Source organism: Psychrobacter sp. K31L, from assembly GCF_017942195.1.
GTDB classification, from domain to species: Bacteria; Pseudomonadota; Gammaproteobacteria; order Pseudomonadales; family Moraxellaceae; genus Psychrobacter; species Psychrobacter glaciei.
This window is the reverse complement of record NZ_JAGKSC010000002.1, coordinates 225,325-249,373: the sequence shown is the minus strand read 5'-3', so window position 1 is coordinate 249,373 and position 24,049 is coordinate 225,325. Positions and strand designations below refer to the sequence as shown.

The window sequence follows — 24,049 nt, the reverse complement described above, 5'->3', positions numbered from 1 at the left end:
TATTATCATTGGTGAAACTGACGGTTAAAGGCGAACATGACAAAAATGATTCCGGCGTATCAACGTATAAAAAACGCCATATTAGACAACATTCATTCTGGTAAATGGCAAGCGGGTAATGCGATTTCGACAGAAATGGCACTGGCAGCCGAGTTTGGTGTGTCGCGGATGACGGTCAATCGCGCGCTAAAAGAGCTAAGCGAAGAGCGGGTATTAGAGCGTCGGCAGGGGTCGGGGACGTTTGTCGCGCAGCAGCAGTTCAATCATACGTTTGTAGAAGTGCGTAATATCGCGCAGGATTTAAAATCTGCCAATCGTGATTATCAGGCACAAGTAGTGAGTAAGCGCACACTAACTGCCGCTATGTTGGACGATGAATTACGGCGTAAATTTGGTATTGATAAGGATGATGACCGTAATGAACACGAAGTAGCTGTTTTATACGAGGTAAAAATCATTCACTTTGCCGATGGTCAGCCCATACAGTTCGAAGAACGTTGGGTAGATGCGAATAAAGTACCAGAGTTCATTGAGCAAGATTTTAGTGTGGTCAATACCAGCGATTATTTGATTGCCAAAAGTCCACTAGAGCGCGGCAACTATACTATTCGGGCCTTAGCGGCACTTGATGAAGTAGCCAGTGCACTACAAATTGCCCCGCAGTCACCGACGCTCGTATTGCGTCGCCAGACCTACTCGGCAGGCCAAGTCGTTACTTTTGTAAAAATGTGGCATGCTGGTGATCGCTATCAGTTTTCAGGTGAATTATAGCCAGCACCTTACGTATACTCACTGATTGTGTACGTTTTTTCTGTCTAAAGTGAGATACTATATCCATAAGCTGGTATTTAATGAGCAGCAATTACTATTTATTGAATAGTAATAGGATTTGCACAAGCGTTAAAAATTCAAAAATAAACTAGAAATAGCATTGAAAAATCGCCTAAATAACCTCAAATTGGGCAGTCAAAGCCGAATATTGCAGGACAGTTTATACTGTTCTCTTGTGCCGGCTTTCCCTACTTATTAGCTTTATGCGTTTTCACTTTATTCATTCACTCTTATAAGGACGTCTTATGAAACGTCGTACTCTTTTAGCCCTTGCCGCCAGCACTATGTTCCTTGCCGCTTGTGGTCAATCTACTACCAACGAAGCCGATACCACGGCAACTGACAGCGCTGCAACAGGCGGTTCTGACTTGCTACAGCGTATCAATAATGGCGGCACCATCAACGTCGGTACAGAGGGTACTTATCCTCCGTTCACGTATCATGACGAGAGTGGCAAACTAACGGGTTATGACGTCGAAGTGACGCGCGCAGTGGCGGAAAAACTGGGCGTAGAGGTTGAATTCAAAGAAACCCAGTGGGATGCGATGCTGGCAGGTTTGGATTCAAAACGCTTTGATATGGTGGCCAACCAAGTCAGCTTGACGACGCCTGAGCGCTTAGCTAAGTACGATAAGGCTCAAGCTTATAGCTGGTCGGGTGCGGTTGTATTGGCACCAACGGACGATAATCGTTATAGCTCGTGGGAAGGTCTAAAAGGTCTACGTACGGCGCAATCACTCAGCAGTAACTATGGTGAACTTGCAGAGCGTTACGGTGCAGAGATTGTCCCTGTGGATGGTATGGCGCAAGCGATTCAATTGGTCAAACAAGACCGTGCTGACTTTACGATGAATGATAACCTTGCAATATTAGATTATCTAAAAAAATTCCCAGACAGCGCGCTTGAGATTAAATTGGTTGCTCCTGCTAGTGAGCAGACTGGTTCAGGATTAGTCTTGATTAAAGGCGATGATGCTGTTGTAGCAAAATTAAATGAAGCAATGGCTGAGCTACAAGCTGATGGTACGTTGACCAAGCTTAGTCAAGATTTCTTCGGTGCTGATATAAGTCAACAAAAATAATGCTAGCTTCTATAACCTCATGGATAGCTGAATTGCTGGCATTGTTGCCATTCATGGATCCGGATCGGGCGCAGATTGTCATCAATTCATTTTGGCCAATGCTCAAAGGTGGTATCTATTATTCGATACCGCTAGCGTTGATCTCATTTGCGATTGGTATGGCGATTGCGCTGACAGTGGCGCTGATTCGTATCATTCCGCGTGCCAGCTGGTTCCATGAGATTGCCTACAGGCTTGCTCGTATTTATGTGTCTGCGATTCGCGGTACACCGATGCTGGTACAGTTGTTTATCATCTTTTACGGACTGCCTAGTGTTGGACTGAAACTTGATCCGTTTCCTTCCGCGATTATTGCCTTTTCGCTCAATATTGGTGCTTACGCGTCGGAGACGGTGCGTGCCTCTATTTTGTCCATCCCAAAAGGACAGTGGGAAGCAGGATCGACTGTTGGCTTGACATATCTACAGACTTTCCGTCATGTGATTTTGCCGCAAGCACTACGAGTGTCGGTGCCGCCGTTATCTAATACCTTTATCAGTTTGGTAAAAGACACGTCGCTTGCATCATTGGTGCTCGTCACTGAGCTGTTTAAACAAGCGCAGATTATCACGGCTCGTAACTATGAGTTTATGCTGGTCTACACAGAGGCAGCGGTGATTTATTGGGGTATTTGTTTATTCTTGACCTTTATCCAAGGCAAGCTTGAAACTAGGCTTGATCGTTACGTGGCGAAATAGCGCCAGATAGCAATAGTTTAGTATGACATTGCTTACTGACCTATTGCAGGATAGCTTTAGCATCATCAGCACAACAGGAACCTTTATGATTCAAGTCACCAATATTCACAAAGCCTTTGGTAGCAATCAAGTGCTCAAAGGCATTGATTTGACCATCGAAAAAGGCAAAGTGATCGTGATATTAGGACCATCTGGGTCAGGTAAAACGACTTTTTTACGTTGTCTTAATGCGCTGGAAATTCCAGATCAAGGCGTGATTGCTTTTGACGATGACAGTCTTACGGTCGATTTTGCCACTAAACCTAAGAAAAAAACCTTGCTCGCACTGCAACGTAAGTCAGGTATGGTTTTTCAGTCTTATAATTTGTTTCCACATAAGACAGCCATTGAGAATTTAATGCTTGGACCGACAGTGGTACAAGGACAAAGTAAAGCGCAAGCCCGCGAGCAGGCAGTGGTCTTGCTTGAGAAAGTTGGTCTGTCAGATAAAGCCGATCTGTATCCGTTTCAGCTATCTGGTGGTCAACAGCAGCGTATTGGGATTGCTCGTGCGCTGGCTATCGAACCGTCGTTATTGTTATTCGATGAGCCAACGTCCGCGCTTGATCCAGAGCTGGTACAAGACGTCCTTGAAACGATGAAACAACTGGCCTCCGAAGGCTGGACGATGGTCGTAGTCACGCATGAGATTAATTTTGCCCGTGATGTTGCCGATCATGTGGTTTTAATCGAAGATGGTGTTGTCGTCGAAGAAGGCAGTGCCAAGCAGTTGTTTGAGGACTCAAAGCATCCTCGTACGCAAGCATTTTTACAGCGTATTGATCAGAAGTAGGGTTGAGATAATTCAACAGACCCTAGTTCTTCTTATCGTAAAGTGTCCGTCTTTAAGCGATGAAACCAAGAAGCCCCAATCATGATGTCATGGTTGGGGCTTTTTTATAGAAACGGATAGAATGTATTTTAAATGAGCAAGCAAGAAAAATTGATATCAGCAGTCCTAATATTTGAATGTTCAACAGACCCTATATCTTTTGCCGTTGTTTTAACCAACGAGGTACGCGCGTAGCAGTACCGTTTAACACCGCATTCAATAAAGCCGCCAGCAAAATAAGCGCCACGCCCAAATACTGAATCCAAGACAAGGATTGATGTAGTAACAGCACTGCAAGGGCAATCGCAGTCAACGGTTCAAAAATCGTAAAGACTGATGCGCGAGTGGCGGGCAATTTTTCTAACGCTTTCATGTATAGCCCGAAAGGCACCACGGTACCCAATAATGACAACCCTAAAACATAACCCCAAGTCAGTAAAGGTAGAGTGAGTAGCTGCTCATAAGTATTATAGGTGTCGGGCAAGAATAGTAGTACGCCGGCACTAATGATAATGGAGGTAAAGAAGACCAAAGGGGCAGGGTGAGCATCGTGCATCGCGCGCTTGCCCAACACGCCATATAAGGAGTAGCACATTCCTGCTGACAAGCCGAGTAAAATACCCCAGTTGACTTGCGCTTGCTCGCCCAGCATCGTTAAGCCGACACCAAACACCGCCATTAATGCCAGCAAGACTGATTTGCGAGTAATGGACTCACTAAGCAAGAATTTCGAAAATAATAAGCTAAAAACCGGCGCAGTATATAGCAAGGCGACGGCGGGGCCAGCACCGACGTAAATCACCGCAAAAAAATAGCATAACGACATACCAAGCACACCTATCAAAGACTGGAGCGCCAGTCCGAGCCACTGCTTGGGTCGTAGTTTAATCAGATGTGGCCATAGTTTTGGGAGCATGGCTAAAATAATAAATGCCGCCGTGACAATACGCAATATCGTCACTTGCCAGCCACTAAAGCCAATTTGATTAAGGTAGGTAGAAAATATACCCAACGTGCCCCAGCAGACAGCTGCCGTAATGATTTGGATAGTGCCTATCCATGATTGCCGCGCTGACATGACGCTATCGGTGTTTGCCATATTATTTTCTTCTTATTATCTAAGTGACACAAGGTTTTGTAAGATTGCCAGCGACTTAAGTCAAGCGCCCGAGCACATACTGAAAGTCGCGCAAATAAGAAAAGACAACCTGATGAAAGGCTGTCTTTTGTTTGTTTTTTAGTCTATCACTAAAAGAGAAGAAATGGCTACTAGGGCGTACCCTAAATTTAATCAATCCACAAAAACCACGCTTGTTCTCGGGTATCATTTTGCTGAATAAAGCACACTTTTTCAGCTTGGGTTCTTGGTAGATGAGCGGCATCAGCACCGCAGTTTTTTGAGCGCTGCTTTATCCATTCTACTTGCTCTTGTCTTAAGCTGGATTCCATTTTCTTACTATATAAGCGTCTGACTTCATCTCGAATGCCGCGATAGCTATTATTCAGTTCTTCATCAGAGCTTTTATACCTATCATTAATAAGTCCGACTTGTGATGCTAACGGCAAATAAGTAGCATTTTCTTTGTAGGAGAAAGTACCGCTATCTGTTGTCCAGTTACTGGCTACGTATAGCTCATTATTTGATGGGTCTATAAATCCGTTGAAATCTTTCCCCTCAAAAGTATAACCCTGAAATCCACAAGGAGTCACGCCATCTTTGCATAAGCTATGCTTGGTTTTAGCAGGATAAAGCTTAATGGCATATGGTGATTTATCAAGTCTTTCATTGAGCAGTTTCGTTTGCAATAACCGTCCTAAATCTGGAGCGACCAATAGCATGTCATCGCAAGTCACATGCCCTTCTGTGCAGCCTTCATAGAGGTTCAAACGTTGACCTTGGATGTCCATACCTAATATAAATGTTGCTTCTAAAGGTGCTACGGCTGAGCTAAAAGAAGCGGCTAATATTAGGCCAGAGAACAATGTGATACGTCTGAGTGGGCAAGATGCAATTAAGGGCATGACAAACATAATGGGTTTATACCTGCATTAAAAAATTACTCAATAGACGCTTAGCACCTTCAGTGGCAAATGACTCAGGGTGAAACTGAACACCTTGAATAGGATAGTCTTTGTGCGCCAATCCCATAATCTCATCACCGGTCAGCGCTGACTCGTCAAAGCTCAAATCCGCACGGCTGTCATTGGCGACCACAGATGTGATCGTGAGGCAGCTTGGTATGGTATCGGCTTTTACGATTAGTGAATGATAGCGCATGATCTCAAGCTCTTGCGGCAGGCCTTGATAGATGCCTAAACCATTATGGCGAATCGAGGATACCTTGCCATGCATCGGCACGCTGGCACGCACCACATCGCCACCGAACACATGAGCGATACCTTGCATACCTAAGCACACACCCAGTAGTGGAACGGTCTTACCCAGTGTCTCGATGACTTCTGCACAGATACCAAAGTACGCTGGATCATCAGGGGAGCCAGGGCCGGGTGAAATGATGATTCTATCAAGATTCATCGCTTGCACATCTGCTAGGGTGATTTCGTTATTGCGTTTAACGATGACGCTGGCTTCTTTATCACTGTCTAAGGTTTGCAAAATCTCGCCCACATATTGGTAGAGATTGAAGGTAAACGAGTCGTAGTTGTCGATAATTAAAACATTCATGGGTCAAAAACTCTTTTGTAAAAATATAGCTAGGTAAAATATAGTCAATGTACGAATTAAGGCTGGTACAAATGTACAGCTACATAAAGCTGTCTAATACGACTTTCATCGCAGACAGTTTACGCTGAATCTCTAAGTACTCATCGGCTGGGTTTGAGTCATAAACGTTGCCACCACAAGTTTGGGCATAGGCAGACTCGCCATTGATGAATAGACTGCGAATAGGAATGGCAAAGATACAATCACCATTGAAATTAAACGAGCCTAATGCGCCGCCATAAGCACCGCGTCCGTCTGGCTCTAGCTCATTAATCACTTTGATGGCTTCTACTTTAGGCGCGCCTGACAATGTACCAGCAGGGAAGTTGCTGGCAAGGGCACTAAACATATCTTCATCAGGGTGCAAGATACCAACGATTTCAGAAGAAATATGCTGCACGTGAGAGAAGCGTTTGATATCCATCAAGCTACGGACTTTTACCGTACCAAATCGTGCCACACGGCCAATATCGTTACGATGTAAGTCGACTAGCATATTGTGCTCGGCAATTTCTTTGTCGTCGTTGAGTAGTGCGCGGGCAAGTTTACGGTCTTCGATCACATCAACCCCGCGCTTGGCAGTTCCTGCGAGTGGGTAGGTTTCCATTTCACCCTGACGTAAGCGAAATAATAGCTCAGGGGAGGCGCCAATGATGCACTGCTGAGCAAATTTCATAAAATACATATGCGGCGATGGATTGACGGCGCGCAGCTTTTCATAAATGGGCATCTTGTCACCGGCAATACGATACTTAGACTTAAAGCCTACCTCACACTGAAAAATACGCCCAGCGATGATGTCTTCTTTGACCTGCATGACGACATTGGCATGCTCCTCTTGGCTCATGCCATCACCTAAGAACTCGACTTTCGGCGCTTCATAGCTAGGCGTTGGCTCATTGAGTAGGGCCTTGATTTGCTCAATACGGTTTTCTTGCTGAGCGGTCGGGTAATAAAAATAGAAGATTTCCCCCGTCATTTTATCTAATGTCAATCCATCTAAATACACGCCAAACTTAAATGGCTCAAAATCTTCGCTGGCTTTTGCATTGAGGCTAGGCTCAAAGAAGTTCACGCAGTCATAACCCAAATAACCGACCAGACCGCCGCTTTGATCGCGGGCGATGACATGTTGTGGCGTGATGGTACGGAGCAGTTGATAAGGGTTGTCAGTTTGATAGTGGCTGGTTTCAGCGGTTTTATTATCGGTAATGGCAAGCGTGTTGCGGTCTAATGCCGCTATGGTCGTGACAGGATCAAAACCTATCGCATGATGGCGTGAGATATGGCTGTCTTCGCCCAATGATTCGAGCAAATAGCAGGTATCAAAAGCGCTCTCGATGCGTTTGAATAGCGCAAAGAAATCAATATCTTGCGTAAGCTTAATACGCTTTGGTTTGCTCGGAATATCAATAGGAGCAGGCTTGGTCTGTATGCGAGTAATAGAGGTCATAACAAAGTCCGAAATTCATCAAATGTGTGTCGATTAATAAGTAAGAAAGTAGCAATTAAAAAGGTGGATAGTGCTGAAATAAGTGGCTTAAGAGCGACTTCTATGAGTGGCCAGCAACGCGCTCACGTCATGGCTTTGCTTGGCCTTGGCACCGCGAGAGACAGTTGCGATACCAACGCCTAGCTGCTCAGAGATATCACGTTGCGTGATGCCGCGATCAAGCAAGTCAAAAATGCGAATACGGTTGGCGATGTCGTGCTGCTCTTTATCTGTCAGCAGTGCACTGAGCAGCTTGTCGATATCTGAGCTATCAGTACAGTTCGTCAAATGTTTCACTAAGCTCTGATAAGGATCGGTAGTCATAATAGGTAATCTTAGCCAAAGAAAATAGATAAGTCGCTCATCGAGTAATTTTTCGCTGAGAACTATCTTGTTTCAGTATTCTAGTACAGTAGTACAAAAAAAACAAGTGCTAGACCATATCGTTATTATTGATCAAGACACGCCCTAGTTGATCTTTCATCAATGCTAAATCAGCCGTGCTTATAGCCCTGCATACTCTTGTATTTGTAATTATCAAAGCATCTCATTGTATATTCGTGCTTGATCAGCATTATTCATGCGAATTTTTATATTAATTATTGCCAAATTGTTAATACTTCGTTATTATGCCTCTCAATAATTAATGCTAATCATTATCATTAACATTAATACTGTTATTCGCGTAGCGAGCTTGGATATATCAAACAAGTCGCTTAAAGGGCAGTTTTATAAAAGACCGTTTATCGACGGCTTTAAAAATTCTAATAGTAAATAAAGTGAGTGTGTTATGCGCGAAATTAAGTTATCTAGTCAGTTGACCGTATTGTCTATAGGGGTGGCAGCCGTATTGTGGTCACAAGCGGCCAGTGCAGCCACAGCAGAAGATATGCCAAATACAACGCTACAGACCATCACGGTGACGGCTAATAGCTCAGTCCGTAACAATGTACAAGAAGATTCTGTCTATATAGATGACTATACGCCAGCGGCTCAAGCAAGCCACTTGAACGACTTTTTGGATGTGGTGCCAGGAGTGAGTGTCGGCGGCACATCATCGGTCAACCAACGTATTCGTGTACGTGGGTTAGATGATACCAATCTGAAAGTAACGATTGATGGCGCCCGCCAAGAAGGTGCGCTGTTCTATCACATGGGTGATATCACTATCGATCCTGACTTACTAAAACAAGCAGAAGTTGCTGTTGGTAATAACTCGGTGACACTAGGTAATGATGCTCTTGGTGGCGCGGTTGCGTTTGAAACCGTTGATGCGGCAGACTTGCTCAAACCTAATCAAAAAATCGGTGCTAAAGTCAATTTGGGTTATGGTAGTAATAATGATGAACTATTGACTTCAGCCACCGTGTATGGCGCCCCAACAGAGAATATTGATCTGCTTGCTTACTATGGTAAGCGTGATACTAGCTCTGGTGAAGATGGTAGCGGTCGTGAGCTTTTTGAGGATAGTGAAAGCGAAAGCATCTTATTGAAGGCGGGTGCTAATATTACTGATGACCACCGCATTGGCGCTAGCTTTAGCCGTACTGAAAAAGACGGTATCTTTCCATTTCGCCCAGACTTTCCTAGTCTGTCTGATGAGCCAATACCGCAGAAAATAAGCCGAGATACCTATACACTTGATCATACTTATAATCCTGTAAACCAGCTGGTAGATGTTGATACCAACATCTACCACACAGAGACGCAAATATTGCGTGACTCTGATAATGTGGGCAACTTTGATTTTGATGCTCAAGTACAAACCACAGGCGGCAAAATTCAGAATACCAGTGTTATTGATAGTAATATCATTGAGGGTATCAAAGGCACTCATAAGCTGATTGCAGGTGTTGAGCACTATAAGAAAGAATCAGAAATGGTTCGTGACGGCACTGCGGCAGGCAGTGATGAGGCAACCAATACTTCTGTATATTTAGAAGACCAATGGCAAATGGGTAAACTGTCCTTAACGCCAGGTGTGCGCTATGATCGCTACGAATCTCCAGAGTTTGTCTCTGGTGGCAAAACGTATGACAACGTCGTCGGTGCACTGGCTGCCAGTTATGAGATTGCCCCACGCACCCAAGTATTTGCGAGCTATACGCAGCTATTTAACGGTCCAGACTTAAGCCAAACTGTTTTTAATGATGACGGAGCAGGGACTTATGCTAATAACGATCTAAAAGCGGAAGAAGGTTCTAACGCTGAGGTTGGTATTGCGACGACATTGCGTGGTTTAACGATCGCTGATGATGCTCTGCAATTGAGTGGTAAGTACTTCGTCACTGACATTGAAAACTATCAGCAGTTCATCAGAACAGGTGATCGCGCGGGTCGATATGGTCTCAACTGCGACACTGGTGCGCGCGGTTCATCGGGCAACTTACAAGATTGCCAAGGTACAATAAACAGCGACGAAGACTATGAAATCAAAGGGGTCGAACTGGCAGCCAATTATACGACTCGCAACTTTGGTATGGGTCTAAGCTATTCACGAGCACGTAGTGAAGGTGATGAAACAGGTGACAGTATTCCTTCGGTAAGTGGCGGCACGGCTGACTCGGGCGATCGCTACATGGTGAACTTAAATTATGCACCAACTGATATCGTTGATCTAGGTTGGCGCAGTACTTATGTGGCATCGGTTACAGATAATAATCAAGATACCAAGCCCAACTACGATGTTCACGATATCTTTATGACCTATACGCCAACTCAGATCGAAGGTATTCAAGCGACGCTAGGTGTGTATAATATTTTTGATGAAACGTATGCTAGCCACTCATCTCGACTAAATGCGACCAATGATGCTTCTACTGATTTTGACATGGGACGTAATATCAAAACGTCTTTAACCTACCAGTTCTAATTTTACGATGATAAGTCTTATAGCAAAAAGCCAGCTGTCTGAATAGAGAGCTGGCTTTTTATTGTAGATAGAGGTTTAAAAGTAGTATAGAGCACGATTCAACTTCATAAATGCTTTAGACAAGACTGGAATAGGATTAGAGCCCAACGGTATATTTTTCGCTATTGGAAGCTCGATAGAAGCAAAGATGAATATAAAGTGACTAAACGTCAAGATGCAGAATCTGACTCGTAGCGTTTATAACTGGGCAAGCTATCACTGAGGGTTTGTATGTAATGAGAAAGCTTGTATGCACTGAGAAATTTTGGATGTACTGAGGTTACACAGATGGCATCGTGAGGTATCTCTATTGTCACGTTGAGCACGGGTTTTGCATTCATTACAGACGATTAAGCGACGTGTTCAAAAATAAATGAGAATAATTATCATTAATGTTTGCATTATTATTTCTATTCCGTTAAAGTGTGTTTCGTTCATTGCAGAATAGTTAAGGGTTCTTTGCCCTATCTATTTTAGAGAACTTCTTGTGATCCATATTTTAAATAGCTGGCCTATGTCAGTTGTAGCGTCACCAAACTTTTAACCCTATTCATTACCTATCTTTACTAATTTGCCTTATCTCGATATTTAAGCCCTTTGCCCATGCTTTAGTCACATTTTTACGATACGCGTACTTCATAACATACTTGTATCGTTCCGCAGTCGTGTGTCTAGTATATGTGTTGAGAATGTGGATACATGATAAGCATTGCATGCAAAGTGGCTAAAAATATTCGCTGTCAGTGCAGTTGCAAGGTACTAATGAGCCTAAGTGCTTCAAGGAACGTTATTTATGTTAAACCAATCAGGTCGCTCTGATCATTCATACCTCACTTCTCCAAAGAACTCTCAACGCTTAGTGACGGGAAAAGTCCTGCTCAGTATCGCTGTGGCCTCTATTCTTAGCAGTACGGCTGTTGCTGCTGAGGGCGATAAGATGGTGACGCAAGCAGCAGCGACTGACCAAGAAGCAGTGCCTACGGCTACACTAGACACGATTGTGGTACGAGCGGCTAGAGAGGAGTTGGAACAAGCGGCGGGGCTGTCTATCATTAGTGAAGAGGCCATCGAAAAAGCATCGCTTTCTAATGACATCTCAGAGATTGTACGTAAAATGCCGGGTGTGAACCTTTCGGGTTCATCGACTTCAGGCCAACGTGGTAATCAGCGTCAAATTGATTTGCGTGGCATGGGTCCAAACAACACGCTTATCTTAATCGATGGTCGTCCTGTCACTTCTCGTAATTCCGCACGTCCTAGTCGTGGTAGCGAGCAAGACACTCGTGGTGACTCGCAGTGGGTACCACCAAGCGCTATCGAGAGCATCGAAGTATTGCGTGGCCCAGCCGCCGCTCGTTATGGCTCTGGTAGTATGGGCGGCGTGGTGAATATCATCACCAAGCGCCCGACTGACACAGAGTTTTCTGTTACTGGTCATTACGAGGCACCAGAAAGCGATCTAGAAGGCAGTAGCTGGCGTACCAACGTCAATATGTCTGGTCCGTTGACTGATAAGCTGTCCTCACGTACTACCCTTGGTTACCACGATAGTGAAGGGGACGATCCTTATATCAATGCTGAAGACGCACAGATTGTTGATGGGCGCAGTGGTCCGGCTGCCTCGGTCGCGGCAGGTACTGAAGGTGTCGAAAATATTGATGTGCGTCAGCTGTTTGAATACGCGATGGATGCGATGAATACGGTCGGTGTTGAGGTCAATTATAGCCGCCAAGAGAATCGCTGGGCAGGTGATTCATTGTTCCAAACCGTGAACGAAAATTTGTTAGATGAATTAGAAGGTGAAACAACGAGCAAAATGCAGCGTTATGGTGCGGCCATCACGCATCGGGGTGAGTATGATGACGCTAGGAGTAACAGCTTTGTAGAGTACACTCGGACAGTTAATGAGCGTTTGGGTGAAGGCAGTGCTGGACGTGGTGAAGGTCAAATTCAGATACCTGATGACGGAGAGGAGTTTGAGTGGACAGAAGCCACTTACGATACGTTGAATGCTAAATCAGAGTGGGATATCTATTTTGACCGTCATACCTTGACTGCTGGTGCTGAGTTCCGCGGTGAAAAGCTGGACAACCCTGTGGTATCTGATTTGGCATTTGCAGATGGTTTTGATTTTGGTGATGTAGAGACCGACCCTGAAAAGCGCGACCCGACATCAGATGCCTACCTCATTGGTGTTTATTTAGAAGACAACTACGAGATTACGCCCGATTGGTATATCACACCGGGCTTGCGTTTTGACTATCATAGTGAGGCGGGTAGTAACTGGTCACCTAGTATCAACAGCACTTGGTACTTTAGTCCTGATTGGTCAGTGAAGGGCGGTGTCAGTCGCGCATTTAAAGCGCCTTCGCTGTATCAGCTTGATCCAAATTATATTTACTATACTGGTGGTAATGGCTGCCCGTCTTGGGTACCTACTGACGAAAGAGGTTGTCATGTGCTGGGTAATCCTGACCTAGAAAATGAGACCTCGTGGAACAAAGAGATAACCTTTACTTATGATGATGGCACTGGGCTAAATGCTGGCTTGACTTACTACCATAACGCCTATGACAACCGTATCGGTGCTGGAGTTGACCGTGTGGCGGTAGATACGGCGACAGATCGCTCTATATTTTTATGGGAGAACCAAGGCGAAGCGATTATCGAAGGTCTAGAAGGGTTTGTCAAAGTCCCTGTTACCGATACAGTTTCATGGTCTTCTAACATAACAGGCATTCTCCGCTCAGAGCGCAAAGACAATGGTGAGCCATTATCATTGATTCCTAAATTTACTCTCAATACTGGTGTCGATTGGGACATTACGCCTCGCTGGAATGCTGACTTTGATGTGAGCTACTATGGCACGATTGAAGCGCCTGATATTTCGGTGACAACAGGGGATGAGCTTGATACGTTGTCGCTCGACCGTGATCCGTATGCCATTGCCAATATCGGTACTCGCTATGATCTGACAGACGGTATTACCGTTGGTGCTGGTGTCAAAAACTTATTTGATACGGGTGTTTATCGTGAAGGTACTAGTACCAATGCTGGTGCACGTACGTTCAATGAGCCGGGTCGTACTTATGTGTTCGACGTTAGCGTTGACTTTTAATAGGTAGACACAGGGTTTGTTCGATTAAAAAAGGTCTGAGCTATTGGTTCAGACCTTTTGTGTTGTCAGTAACTTTCTTTAAATGAGCTTATTTAAGCAAGCCTCTTTAAGTAGATTCTTTAATCAATAACTATCACAATATAACAGCAGATTTATTTATGTCATTCAATCTTCGCCTCAGCTGCCTTTGGATTCACCGTTATACTGGGCTTGCCATGGCAGCTTTTTTAATTATCGCCAGTATCACTGGTGCACTATTAGCTTTTCATCATGAGCTCGATGATGTGTTCAACCGTAAGCTGACCAGTATTGACGCACAAAACGCACCGCTACTCTCTATTGCTGAGCTGCATGACAAAGTCACTACAACGTATCCTGAGTATAAGTTTTCAAGTATGCCTACGTCTGTATCGCCCGATAAGTCAGTGATGTTTTCAGTCGATAGAAACCGAGATAAGGGCAAAAACCAACCAAAACCTTCTTTTCAAGAAGTCTATGTCGACCCCTATACCAGTCACATCATCGGTACGCGTGATAAGGAGGCATGGGCATGGCACAACACCATGTGGAAAGTGTTTTGGTTACATCGCGACTTATTGCTTGGCGACATTGGTAAATGGGTCTTGGGCATTGTCTCACTGGTCTGGACTATCAATTGCTTTATCGGCTTTTACTTAACGTTTCCGAGAGCAGTTAAAAAGAAAAACGCGCAAAAAAAATCCTCTTCTAAAAAACGCGCATCCTTTCTCAAGCGTTGGTTACCGGCATGGAAAATTCGCCGCAAAACCAATCTCTTTAAACTCAACTATGATTTGCACCATGCTTTTGGTTTATGGCTTTGGATTATGCTGTTTATCATTGCTTGGTCAAGCGTCGGATTTAATTTAAAACCCGTCTATCAGCCAGTGATGCAAGCGGTGGTCGGACTGACCCCAAGAGAGGGAAAACCTGCCAAACCTGAGCCGAATAAAATAGCAGAACAAAACAGGCGTGCAGATGGGAGTGTACATTCAAATACGGGGGTCAATAATCGCTCAAACGATGTGGATGTAATCACTCGTGTGGTGAATAAGACCAATAGCATTGCCTATTTAAGCGCACAAGCCGATAGTGCAGCGCAACAGAACGGCGTGTCTGTGCAGCAGCTGCTAGGTATTCGCTGGGTCGAAGAAGACAAGCAGTGGCAGATGCGCTTTCAAACGGATAAAGATATCGGTACGCACGGTGGCGCGTCATCTATTACTGTTGATGCGGCAACAGGTAACGTCGAGCGCGTCAATTTTGGCTATCAAAACTCATCATTTGGCAGCAAAGCTGATCAATGGCTATCGACCTTGCATATGGGGCAGATCGGTCAAGGTTGGGGACATCGGCTATATCAAATATTTTTAGCAATGATTGGTCTGGCCGTGGCGGTATTATCAGGGACGGGCGTCTACCTATGGTGGAAAAATCGACAGCAACGGCTTAAAGCGATGCAAAAGGGTAGGTAATATTGCCAGATTTCTAAGGTAGGCTTTTAATTCAGTGAATAGCTATGTACTGCATTAAAGGCATGCCCTAGTTATCACTTGAATTGCAAAAATATTGTGTATGCTATCAAGACAGTAAAAATACAGGAAGAAAATGTCTCACCTAGCATCACCCATTTATGCCATGTATTATTTTCATCGTAGTTCTTTGTGTAATCTACTGAAGAGATGTTTTGAGTAAAATCCATAGGAATAACGACCAATCTTAGAGCATATAAAGTTATTCCTAGCCAAAAAAAAGTATTTGCTATCTCTTTATTCACAGCATAATAAATGAACAGGCAAAAGCTAATCACTAAAATTAATAGAGATAGATTTTTATAGTTTATCCATCGATTATTTAATAGCGCTTTATGCATCGACAATTCCTTTTTTCGTTTGCAAAATTCTGTACTTAAAATGCATCAACAATCACTGGACGACCTTGATGACTTAGGACAGTCACATCGACGTTGTATAAATCTTTCATCGTTTCTTGGGTAATAACATCAGCAGGGCAACCTATAGCCATCACTTGTCCTTCTTTCATTGTGACCACCGTATCGGCGAATTGTGCGGCTTGATTGATATCATGTAAGACGATGACGACGGTCTTCTGCTGACTGTGGCTCAGCTCTCGTAGCTCACGCATTAGGCGACCAGCGTGATACATGTCTAAATTATTCAGCGGCTCATCAAGCAGTAGATAGGGCGTATCTTGGCAAACAATCATAGCAATCAGTACGCGCTGGCGCTGTCCACCGGACAATGTTGATAAGAAACGGTCGGCCAACAGCTCCAACTCAAATCGCTCAATAATCTCTTGTACCTTCTGCTGATCGTCAGCGGTTGGCTGCCCTTGATGATAGGGATAGCGCCCAAACATCAGCAGCTCATGTACACGCAGTCGCCCTTGCACTTGATTGTCTTGGCCAAGCATGGCCACTGTCTTGGACAACGTCCGAGCATGACAACTGACAATATCATGCTCACCAAAACATACTTGCCCTGACTGAAGCGGTTGCAGGCGTGACATAACTGAAAACAAGGTAGATTTACCCGCCCCATTGGGGCCAATCAGAGCAATAATCTGTGCGCTTGGCAAGGACAGCGTAATGTCATGCAAGATTTGTTGCTTGCCAATATGGTGCGAGATATTATTGAGTTGAATCATAATGAGTCTTATCTTAAAATTTTTTATGTGTATCTAAATTAATAGTGTCAGCTAAGTGGTCATAACGAACGGCGCTGAGACATAAAGATCAATGCTAAAAACATTAAACCGCCAGCTAGCTCTATCACTACTGACAATACGCCTGCCATATCTAGCACTTGCTCAAAGATAGTCTGACCGAGTACTAAGCAAATCATGGCGACTAGACTGACCAATATCAGCCGCTCGCTATGATACATATGACGAGCCATGCGATTAGTTAGCGCACAAACTAGCAAGCCAAAGAAGGTCACTGGACCGACCAACGCGGTGGCTGTAGCGACCAACACCGCAATGACCGTTAATAGCCCAAATGCGAGACGTTGATAATGGATACCAAGGTTAATAGCTTGGGACTTACCGAGCATCAACACATCACACTGATAACGCCAGCGCCACACAAATATCGCAGTGACGGCACAGATTAACAAACTGATACCCAGCAGCTGCGGGTTGACCGTATTAAACTGTGCATAGCTGGCAGATTGCACCACCACGAAATCATCAGGATTAATCAATCTGGCAATGAGTGCCGATAAGCTACGAAATAACACACCAAAGATAACACCGACCAATATTAGCCGCGTCAAATCCTGACTGCTTTTTGAGAATAGCAGCTTAAATAACAATAATGACGCGCCAAACATCAAGACAATTTCAAGGGTGAATTTGGCGATAGGATCGAGACTGGTAAAACTTATTGCGCCCAAAAAGAAAACCAACAGGCTTTGTAGTAAGATATATAGTGAATCAAAGCCCAACAAAGAGGGCGTGAGAATAGGGTTGTGCGTTAAGGTTTGAAACAGTAGTGTCGACACTCCGATAGCATAGCCGACCACCATTAATGCCAGCAGTTTTTTGCCACGTAATGGTAGGGCAAAGTCCCAATAGCCATTGACATTGAGTGTCAAAAATAAAGCCATCGAGATAAGTAGAATAATGGCTGCGATGGATTTTGGATGTTCAGCTATGAATGCCCAAAATTTTGCCAACTGACTTTGAATAGCAGAGGTGGAATATGGGCTGTCTGTTGAATATGAGCTATCTATCGCTGTGCTGGTTTTGGTAGCACCAGTCTTTGTGGCAGTAAGCTTAGTTGATGAGAACATACAAAAATCCTATGGTGCCAAGCTTATCTAATAAAGCAAAAAATGAACGACGGTAAATAAGTGCCGAAAGTGAATAAAGACCTTGCTACTGCTCAGCTGGAGCACGCAATAACAGCCATAAAAATAGCACCGTACCAACCACGCCAAAGACAGTAGCGACCGGCACTTCAAATGGATAGCGGATAGAGCGACCAATGATATCGCAGAGTAGGACAGCGGATGCACCGAGCAATGCGACTGCTGGCAAGCTACGACGTAACTTATCTCCCATCAATCGGCTGACAATGTTGGGCACGACTAAACCGATGAAAGGAATCATCCCAACGGTGACAACGACAACCGCACTCATCATGGCTACCATACCCACACCAAGCCAGGTTACCTGCCGTTTACTAATACCTAAGTTCAGTGCGATATTATCGCCCAATCCTACGATGGTGAGCTTATCAGCAATGATATAAGCCAACACACACAGGCCACCTGTTAGCCATAGCAACTCATATCGACCGGCTAACACGCCAGAAAAATCACCAAACTGCCAAACACTGAGCATCTGCAATGACTCAGTCTGATAAGCGATAAAGGTTGTCACTGCTTCGAGAATGCCACCAAAGACAATACCGATTAGTGGAATCATCAAAAAATCAGTCGGTGGAATCCGATGAATCAGCAGCATAAACAGCATCATGCCAAATACTGCTGCGACGGTCGCCACACCCATTTTAATAATGAGTGCACTTGCAGGAAACAGCAGACTAACCACCAGCAAGCCGAGCGCAGCACTTTGAGTTGCACCCACCATGGATGGCTCTACAAAGCGGTTTTTTAGCACCACTTGAATAATCATCCCAGCAACTGCCATCGAGATACCAGTCAAGATAATCGCAATAGTGCGGGGGAGTCGGCTGACTAAAAAAAGCGAGCTATCAGAGTTGGCGCTATGATTGATAAGGCTGTGTAGAAAACCGGACCATGAAAAGTCAGCCACACCAATCGATAAGCTCAATAACACCAAAAGCCCCATAATAATGAGGCTTGCTGTATTAATTAACCACGGTGGTATGACGGCACGTCGATGTTTAGAATTGAGACTGTTGCCAGTGCTTCTTTTCCAACTTGATGTTGCCGTTGGCAAAGAAGTATTAGCTTTAAAGCTGGCATGAGCGCGAGAGGAAAATAACGACATAACGTCTACTGGCTTATTAGTATTTGATTAAAAATATGGCTTGTATGGTCATCGCTTTTATTTCGCGTTAGCGAAGGCTGTCTTAATCGTCGTTAAATCCTGCATCCACTGATAATAACCGCCAAAGGCAAGATATGAGTCTGGGCTAAGGTAAACCACTTGGTCTTTTTTCCATGCAGTGGTTTGTGCCACTAGTGGATTGTCTAATACTGCTTTTGCACCGACACTGTCTTCGCCGATAGCCGCACTACGATCCACCACAAATAACCAGTCTGGATTTGTCTTTTGTAAGTACTCAAAAGATATTGGCTGACCATGACGGCCTTCTTTGATTTGATCATCAGCGATGGGTACGTTTGCGACATTATGAATAAAGCCGTAGCGTGATTCAGCACCATAGACAGACATTTTATTGCCATTGACCATGATCACTAGGCCAGTCCCGCTGTCTTTGGTGACGGCTTTGGTTTCTTCAATCAAACCATCAATGTCTTGTTGTAATTTAGCGGCTTGTTCACTTTTGCCAAACAATGCGCCTAAATCGGCCAAGCGGCGTTTACTTGACTCATAAATATTGGCCGTATCGATAGACATGTCTAACGTCGGGGCAATGCTAGAGAGCTCGTCATATTTTTCAGCCATGCGTGAGCCGACCAAAATCGCTTGCGGCTGCATCGCATTTAATGCTTCAAGATCTGGCTCAAATACGGTGCCGACTGTTTTTGGCTCAGGCTGTGTCTTGGACTGTAAATTGTCCAATTTTAGACCACTTGGCATGCCATCGACTGCCACATCTAACGCAGCCAAATCCTGCATCAACGTCATATCATAGACCACTAACGGCGATGGATTCATTGCCAAATCGACAGTGCCTTTTACCGTGTCGACCGTTATTTTCTCAACAGAGACAGCATCATTATTGGCGACATTCGCAGCATTATCCGCCGTTTGATTTTCAGTTTTAGCATCTGCAGGCTCAGAGTCGTTAGACTCAGGTGAGCTACAGCCTGCTACACTGACAGTCGCTACGAATGCGGTCATCATAGCAGTCAGTAAAGGACGTTTAAAAAAAGGGGCTGGAGAGCGGTTAGAAAGTAAAGCAATAGACATAAATAACTCGGTATATCAGCTGGTTGGACAACGTGTAAATAAAATGATTGGCCATATGAAAAGAAAAAGAGCTTATCTAGCGTGATGCTCCACGCTATACAATGCTCGACGGTATTACTTTAAAAGTCATGTTTTTTTATTGATTGTTTTTTACGCTTAAATATAGAGACGCTTATATTATTAAGATATGCCCTAATATCTTGAAAGTTTTTATATTATAAGATGGGCAATCAATCAGTGGCTATGATAAATTAATTGAGACTCATTATCAATACAAATGATAATGAGTTTTATTAACGTTTCTGAATTTATTGATTTTGACTGCCTCAATACAATAAGTTTCGATAGCGATAGCGATAGCGATAGCGATAGCGATAGCGATAGCGATAGCGATAGCGATAGCGATATTCGAGATAGGATAGCCGAATGACTAAGCAGATTTTTCTTTTCAAATAAGGCAAATTATTGGTTCAGCATTTGCCTGATAAGCAAATCATTATAAATTTATTATTGATAATAGTTATCGTTTGCATTATTATCTACGCCATTCTACCTCGGTTAATTAATATTAGGGTGTTATGAGTTCAACGGATTTAGACGCGCCACCACTCAAATTGATACTCGCGGCTATTATTATAGTGGTGGGCTTGCACGTGCTGACAGCAGTCGCATTAGTGGCGATCAAGACCCCTGAGATAAAAGTTGAACCAGAAAAAGACACGCCACCTATCGAGATCGAGATGGTGACGTTACCGGCTGAAACGAAAGAGCCAGAGGTTGCGATAGATACTGCTGAGCCTGTAAAACCTATACAGCCACAGCCACAGCCACAACCTAAGTCTGTCGCTACCACTAAACCTGAAATAGTGAAAGAATCTCAGCCGCTAGCGAAAACCAAGTCAGCTGTCAAACCAGTGGTAACATCAGAAAAGCCTAATTTGAAGCCTAAAACGAAGGCGCAACCTGATACAACCAAGGCTGTGGAAAAAGAACCTTTTAAACATGAAGTAAAACGGCAAGAGTCGATATCAGCAGCTCAAGCAGATACTTTAGCTGCTGATAACAACCGTAAGATATTGGCAGCACAAGCTGAAAAAGCCGCGCAAGAAGCTCAACAATTAGCCGATGCCAAAGCTGCCCGAGAGGCTCAAGCCGAAGCGGATGCCAAAAAAGCAGCAGAAGCAAAAACGGCTAAAGCGGCCGCAGAAGCCGCTGCTCGTGCAAAAGCACAGGCCGCTGCCGCCGCAAGTAATACTCCTGTGAACTTCACAGCGACCAATGCCAATTGGGCGTCACGACCGAATTTTAGTTTTCCGACTAGTGCTGCACGCAGAGCTAGGTCAGGTGATAAATTGACTGTCGTTTTAGTGTTGCGAGTAAATAAGCAGGGCGGGATTGATAATGTACGCGTTGCTCAATCTTCTGGTAATAGATTATTAGACCAAGCTGCACAAAAACAAGCTGACTCTGGCAAGTTTAAGCCCTTTACCGAAGCTGGTGTGCCAGTAGTAGGCAACGTGACCTTGCCGATTGAATATGTCGTTCCTTGACCATAAGAATTTTGACTCATTATTTATATATGGCACTAATGTCGTCGCTGTCATCTGCATAGATTTATTAGCTGCAGTGAGACTAGATAATAAAACAATACTCTAAGGAGTCTAATATGGACTTTATGCAATACTGGCAAATCAGCGACATGGTGACAAAAACTTTGTTCTTTTTGTTGCTGGCTTTATCCATCCTCTCTTGGGTGACTGGCATTATTCGTGTGCTACAAAGCCGCAAATTGGCCGTCAATGTTGCAGATGATTTGAGTCAACAGATTCAGATAAAACAGGCCGAGATGATAGCCGCAGATACCTCTACTCGCCGTGTGGTTACTGAGCAGACCCTGCTCAAGCATATTGGTCGTTATCGCTTTGCCAGCGAGCGCGGATTGCCTATCCTTGGGACGACGGCAGCGATTGCGCCGTTTATTGGCTTGTTTGGGACGGTATGGGGTATTTTCCATGCACTGCATAATATTGGTATGAGTGGGCAAGCGGGCTTGGGACAAGTGGCAGGACCAGTTGGTGAGGCGCTTATTATGACAGGTTTGGGGATTGCCGTAGCGATTCCAGCAGTGGTGTTTTATAACCTTGCAGTGCGTATCAACCGCCGTGTGATGTATCACGCCAACGACAGAGCGCATGACCTATTGGCACATTCTGCCGAGATGGTAGTCATACAGCAACCTTCAATAGACAGCAAGTCTACCGTTGCCCAAGATCCATTGGCAAAAAGTATGCACTCAAACGCAGCAGATGCTCAGCAAGTGACGCATTATCAGAGTTCAGCCGCGTCGCAGCCTTAACAATTATCCATTGATGAAACAGTCCGTTAGGCGAGAGCCAAGCGAGCTGTATTGCGAATAACCAAATGTATTGAGAGTGATTATGGCATTTCAATTGGGCGATGATGATAGTCAAAGTATGAATGAGATGAACCTCATTCCGCTTATCGACATCATGCTGGTATTGATGATTATATTTCTATTGACGGCGACCGTACTAAATCCGACGGTGCCATTAGAGTTGCCGAAGACCAGTGCCGAGGTCAATGAAACACCGCCAGAGGCTATTCAAATCAGCATTGATAAAGACGCAGGGATATTTTGGGACAGCGATGCGATTAGCATGGAAGAGCTAGAGGCACGGTTACAACAGCAAAGTGCCGCGGGTAAAGATCCTTCTGTACAATTGCGTGCTGACAAAGACAGTAAGTACGACACCGTTGCTCAAGTGCTCGCCGCTGCCAGTCAGGCTGGTCTTAGTAAAATAGCTTTTGTTAACGAATAAAGTAATTTGCCGTGCCTAATACCGTGCTTATATTAAGAAGCTTATCAGTAAAATTAGCAGGCTGAGCGATATAAACCTAGCTAAGGTCTCGACATTATCGTCGGTTTACGCCTGATTTGATAAAAGGTTTGATGCGATTTTAGCAATCAGCAGTCCTAATATTTGAATGTTCAACAGACCCCAAGATAATAATAAGAATAATTAAAATAATAAACTTTTTTCAACCTCGCTAGGGTAACCTTGCGAGGTTTCCTTTAATGCAAGATTTGTTTACTACACTGTCCCGTTTGCCACAATATCTCATTCAATTATCGCTATCTTGATTTCGATATGGTTTTTTGAAGGGATAAGAAGCTTTATATGGTTAGCAAGGATAACAATGTTTAGCAAAATTTAGCCATTTTAAGACCACTAAATATATAAATGTGCTAATTGATGACACGCCCTAGATTACCAGCCATAGACAAACGGACTATAACCATAACGACCAGCAGGTCCGTAGGCAAATGGATAGGGCGTGCGTAGATAATCAAGATCACGCTGGCGAATATAATAGTAGCGTCCTTGAGAGTAAGCTTCTTCCAACTTTTCGATGCCCTCAAGGGGACAGACAGGCTGCCAGTCATAGCCTTCGCGACCAATCTTGTAAGCATTGAGTTCAGTGCAGTAGGTCTTCAGACCTTGCTGTCGACCTTGTTCCCATTGAATGCGGTTGGGGCTAGCACCGCCGACGCTGGCGCATTGATTGGTATATTGACCAAAGTATGCGCCCGAGCGTCCACGGATGCCATCTGCGTAGCCGACTTCTTGCCAATTGCTGCTTTGGCACTGCTGCGGTGTGAGACTTTGGGTCGTGGCACAGCCTGACAGAGTGAATAATGCGGCGCTCATCAGCGAGAAGACGATACTGGTTTTACTCATGAATTTATTCGTCAGTTTGCTGGCTAAAAGAGCGGTTGATGAGTTTGACTCAATAAGATAATTCATAATAAACCTGCGCGCGTCTAAAATTATGGTTTATCATAGCACTTTTTGCTGCGTACAACTTTTTGTATCTTGTTATTAAACTTATTTTTTTCGTACTAACTGATTGATATGACAGTATAAATAGTAGAATTTCTGGGTGAAATGCATTTGCCAATCAAGTGCCAATTAAATGGCAATCACCTGATTATCGACTATTCCCTTTATGAGCCCTGCTTGATTTTTTATGGTTCGTGCTTATTATAAGGACGGGTATGACAAATCACTGGTCAGTCAGTTACTCGTTAATAGGTTTTATGATAGATCAGGTCAAATGTATTGCCTCAGCA

Annotated in this window: 21 protein-coding genes; 11 read left to right on the top strand and 10 right to left on the bottom strand. The window is 44.2% G+C overall.

Going from position 1 to position 24,049, the window contains the following annotated elements; genetic code table 11:
- Window positions 1–45 precede the first annotated feature (45 nt).
- The 4 genes from J5X94_RS04180 (at window position 46) to J5X94_RS04165 (ending at window position 3,482) form a co-directional block, all read left to right on the top strand.
- Window positions 46–771 (top strand): UTRA domain-containing protein, encoded by a 726-nt coding sequence (locus tag J5X94_RS04180; RefSeq protein WP_210540533.1) that lies wholly within the window; start codon window positions 46–48, stop codon window positions 769–771.
- 305 nt (window positions 772–1,076) lie between these two features.
- Window positions 1,077–1,913 carry an amino acid ABC transporter substrate-binding protein gene (locus J5X94_RS04175; RefSeq protein WP_010201058.1) on the top strand — a complete coding sequence of 279 codons (837 nt, stop codon included), beginning with the start codon at window positions 1,077–1,079 and terminating at the stop codon, window positions 1,911–1,913.
- Between the two features lie 53 nt (window positions 1,914–1,966).
- Window positions 1,967–2,650: an amino acid ABC transporter permease gene (locus J5X94_RS04170; RefSeq protein ID WP_210540532.1), complete on the top strand. Its 684-nt coding sequence runs from the start codon at window positions 1,967–1,969 to the stop codon at window positions 2,648–2,650.
- An 85-nt stretch (window positions 2,651–2,735) separates the two neighbouring features.
- On the top strand, window positions 2,736–3,482 hold the full coding sequence (locus J5X94_RS04165; RefSeq protein ID WP_210540298.1) for an amino acid ABC transporter ATP-binding protein: 747 nt from the start codon (window positions 2,736–2,738) through the stop codon (window positions 3,480–3,482).
- A gap of 190 nt (window positions 3,483–3,672) precedes the next feature.
- Here J5X94_RS04165 and J5X94_RS04160 read toward each other — a convergent pair whose 3' ends face one another.
- The 5 genes from J5X94_RS04160 to J5X94_RS04140 form a co-directional block, all read right to left on the bottom strand.
- Complete coding sequence (locus J5X94_RS04160) at window positions 3,673–4,620, bottom strand: DMT family transporter (RefSeq protein ID WP_189579991.1); 948 nt, start codon at window positions 4,618–4,620, stop codon at window positions 3,673–3,675.
- A 188-nt stretch (window positions 4,621–4,808) separates the two neighbouring features.
- The gene (locus J5X94_RS04155) at window positions 4,809–5,543 is read right to left on the bottom strand and encodes a lysozyme inhibitor LprI family protein (RefSeq protein WP_210540297.1); all 735 of its coding nucleotides are present in this window, start codon (window positions 5,541–5,543) and stop codon (window positions 4,809–4,811) included.
- 16 nt (window positions 5,544–5,559) lie between these two features.
- Window positions 5,560–6,207: an anthranilate synthase component II gene (locus J5X94_RS04150; RefSeq protein ID WP_210540295.1), complete on the bottom strand. Its 648-nt coding sequence runs from the start codon at window positions 6,205–6,207 to the stop codon at window positions 5,560–5,562.
- 79 nt (window positions 6,208–6,286) lie between these two features.
- A complete protein-coding gene (locus J5X94_RS04145; RefSeq protein WP_210540293.1) occupies window positions 6,287–7,699 on the bottom strand; it encodes an anthranilate synthase component I family protein in 1,413 nt (470 codons plus the stop codon).
- Window positions 7,700–7,786: 87 nt separating this feature from the next.
- On the bottom strand, window positions 7,787–8,062 hold the full coding sequence (locus tag J5X94_RS04140; RefSeq protein WP_210540290.1) for a Trp family transcriptional regulator: 276 nt from the start codon (window positions 8,060–8,062) through the stop codon (window positions 7,787–7,789).
- A 466-nt stretch (window positions 8,063–8,528) separates the two neighbouring features.
- Between J5X94_RS04140 and J5X94_RS04135 the strand changes: the two genes are divergently transcribed.
- From J5X94_RS04135 to J5X94_RS04125, 3 genes are all read left to right on the top strand, one after another.
- Window positions 8,529–10,610, top strand: a complete 2,082-nt coding sequence (locus J5X94_RS04135; RefSeq protein WP_210540289.1) for a TonB-dependent receptor domain-containing protein — start codon at window positions 8,529–8,531, stop codon at window positions 10,608–10,610.
- A gap of 832 nt (window positions 10,611–11,442) precedes the next feature.
- Window positions 11,443–13,767: a FepA family TonB-dependent siderophore receptor gene (locus J5X94_RS04130; protein WP_210540286.1), complete on the top strand. Its 2,325-nt coding sequence runs from the start codon at window positions 11,443–11,445 to the stop codon at window positions 13,765–13,767.
- Between the two features lie 158 nt (window positions 13,768–13,925).
- Complete coding sequence (locus J5X94_RS04125) at window positions 13,926–15,260, top strand: PepSY-associated TM helix domain-containing protein (protein WP_210540284.1); 1,335 nt, start codon at window positions 13,926–13,928, stop codon at window positions 15,258–15,260.
- A 433-nt stretch (window positions 15,261–15,693) separates the two neighbouring features.
- On the opposite strand, the gene J5X94_RS04120 is transcribed toward J5X94_RS04125, so the two are convergent.
- The 4 genes from J5X94_RS04120 to J5X94_RS04105 form a co-directional block, all read right to left on the bottom strand.
- Window positions 15,694–16,452 carry an ABC transporter ATP-binding protein gene (locus J5X94_RS04120; RefSeq protein WP_210540281.1) on the bottom strand — a complete coding sequence of 253 codons (759 nt, stop codon included), beginning with the start codon at window positions 16,450–16,452 and terminating at the stop codon, window positions 15,694–15,696.
- A 59-nt stretch (window positions 16,453–16,511) separates the two neighbouring features.
- Entirely contained in the window at window positions 16,512–17,600 is a 1,089-nt protein-coding gene (locus J5X94_RS04115; protein ID WP_210540279.1) for an iron chelate uptake ABC transporter family permease subunit, read from the bottom strand.
- A gap of 85 nt (window positions 17,601–17,685) precedes the next feature.
- Window positions 17,686–18,786 carry an ABC transporter permease gene (locus J5X94_RS04110; RefSeq protein WP_210540277.1) on the bottom strand — a complete coding sequence of 367 codons (1,101 nt, stop codon included), beginning with the start codon at window positions 18,784–18,786 and terminating at the stop codon, window positions 17,686–17,688.
- Between the two features lie 57 nt (window positions 18,787–18,843).
- The gene (locus tag J5X94_RS04105; RefSeq protein WP_210540275.1) at window positions 18,844–19,896 is read right to left on the bottom strand and encodes a siderophore ABC transporter substrate-binding protein; all 1,053 of its coding nucleotides are present in this window, start codon (window positions 19,894–19,896) and stop codon (window positions 18,844–18,846) included.
- A gap of 283 nt (window positions 19,897–20,179) precedes the next feature.
- Here J5X94_RS04105 and J5X94_RS04100 point away from each other — a divergent pair, with 283 nt between their 5' ends.
- The 4 genes from J5X94_RS04100 (at window position 20,180) to J5X94_RS04085 (ending at window position 22,736) form a co-directional block, all read left to right on the top strand.
- Entirely contained in the window at window positions 20,180–20,326 is a 147-nt protein-coding gene (locus tag J5X94_RS04100) for a hypothetical protein (protein ID WP_210540273.1), read from the top strand.
- Between the two features lie 148 nt (window positions 20,327–20,474).
- Complete coding sequence (locus J5X94_RS04095) at window positions 20,475–21,446, top strand: energy transducer TonB (protein ID WP_210540272.1); 972 nt, start codon at window positions 20,475–20,477, stop codon at window positions 21,444–21,446.
- 116 nt (window positions 21,447–21,562) lie between these two features.
- Window positions 21,563–22,252 carry a MotA/TolQ/ExbB proton channel family protein gene (locus J5X94_RS04090; RefSeq protein ID WP_210540269.1) on the top strand — a complete coding sequence of 230 codons (690 nt, stop codon included), beginning with the start codon at window positions 21,563–21,565 and terminating at the stop codon, window positions 22,250–22,252.
- Between the two features lie 82 nt (window positions 22,253–22,334).
- Entirely contained in the window at window positions 22,335–22,736 is a 402-nt protein-coding gene (locus J5X94_RS04085) for an ExbD/TolR family protein (protein WP_210540267.1), read from the top strand.
- 450 nt (window positions 22,737–23,186) lie between these two features.
- Here the strand turns inward: J5X94_RS04085 and J5X94_RS04080 are convergent, their stop codons facing one another.
- A complete protein-coding gene (locus J5X94_RS04080; RefSeq protein WP_010196273.1) occupies window positions 23,187–23,723 on the bottom strand; it encodes a DUF2799 domain-containing protein in 537 nt (178 codons plus the stop codon).
- Window positions 23,724–24,049 lie beyond the last annotated feature (326 nt).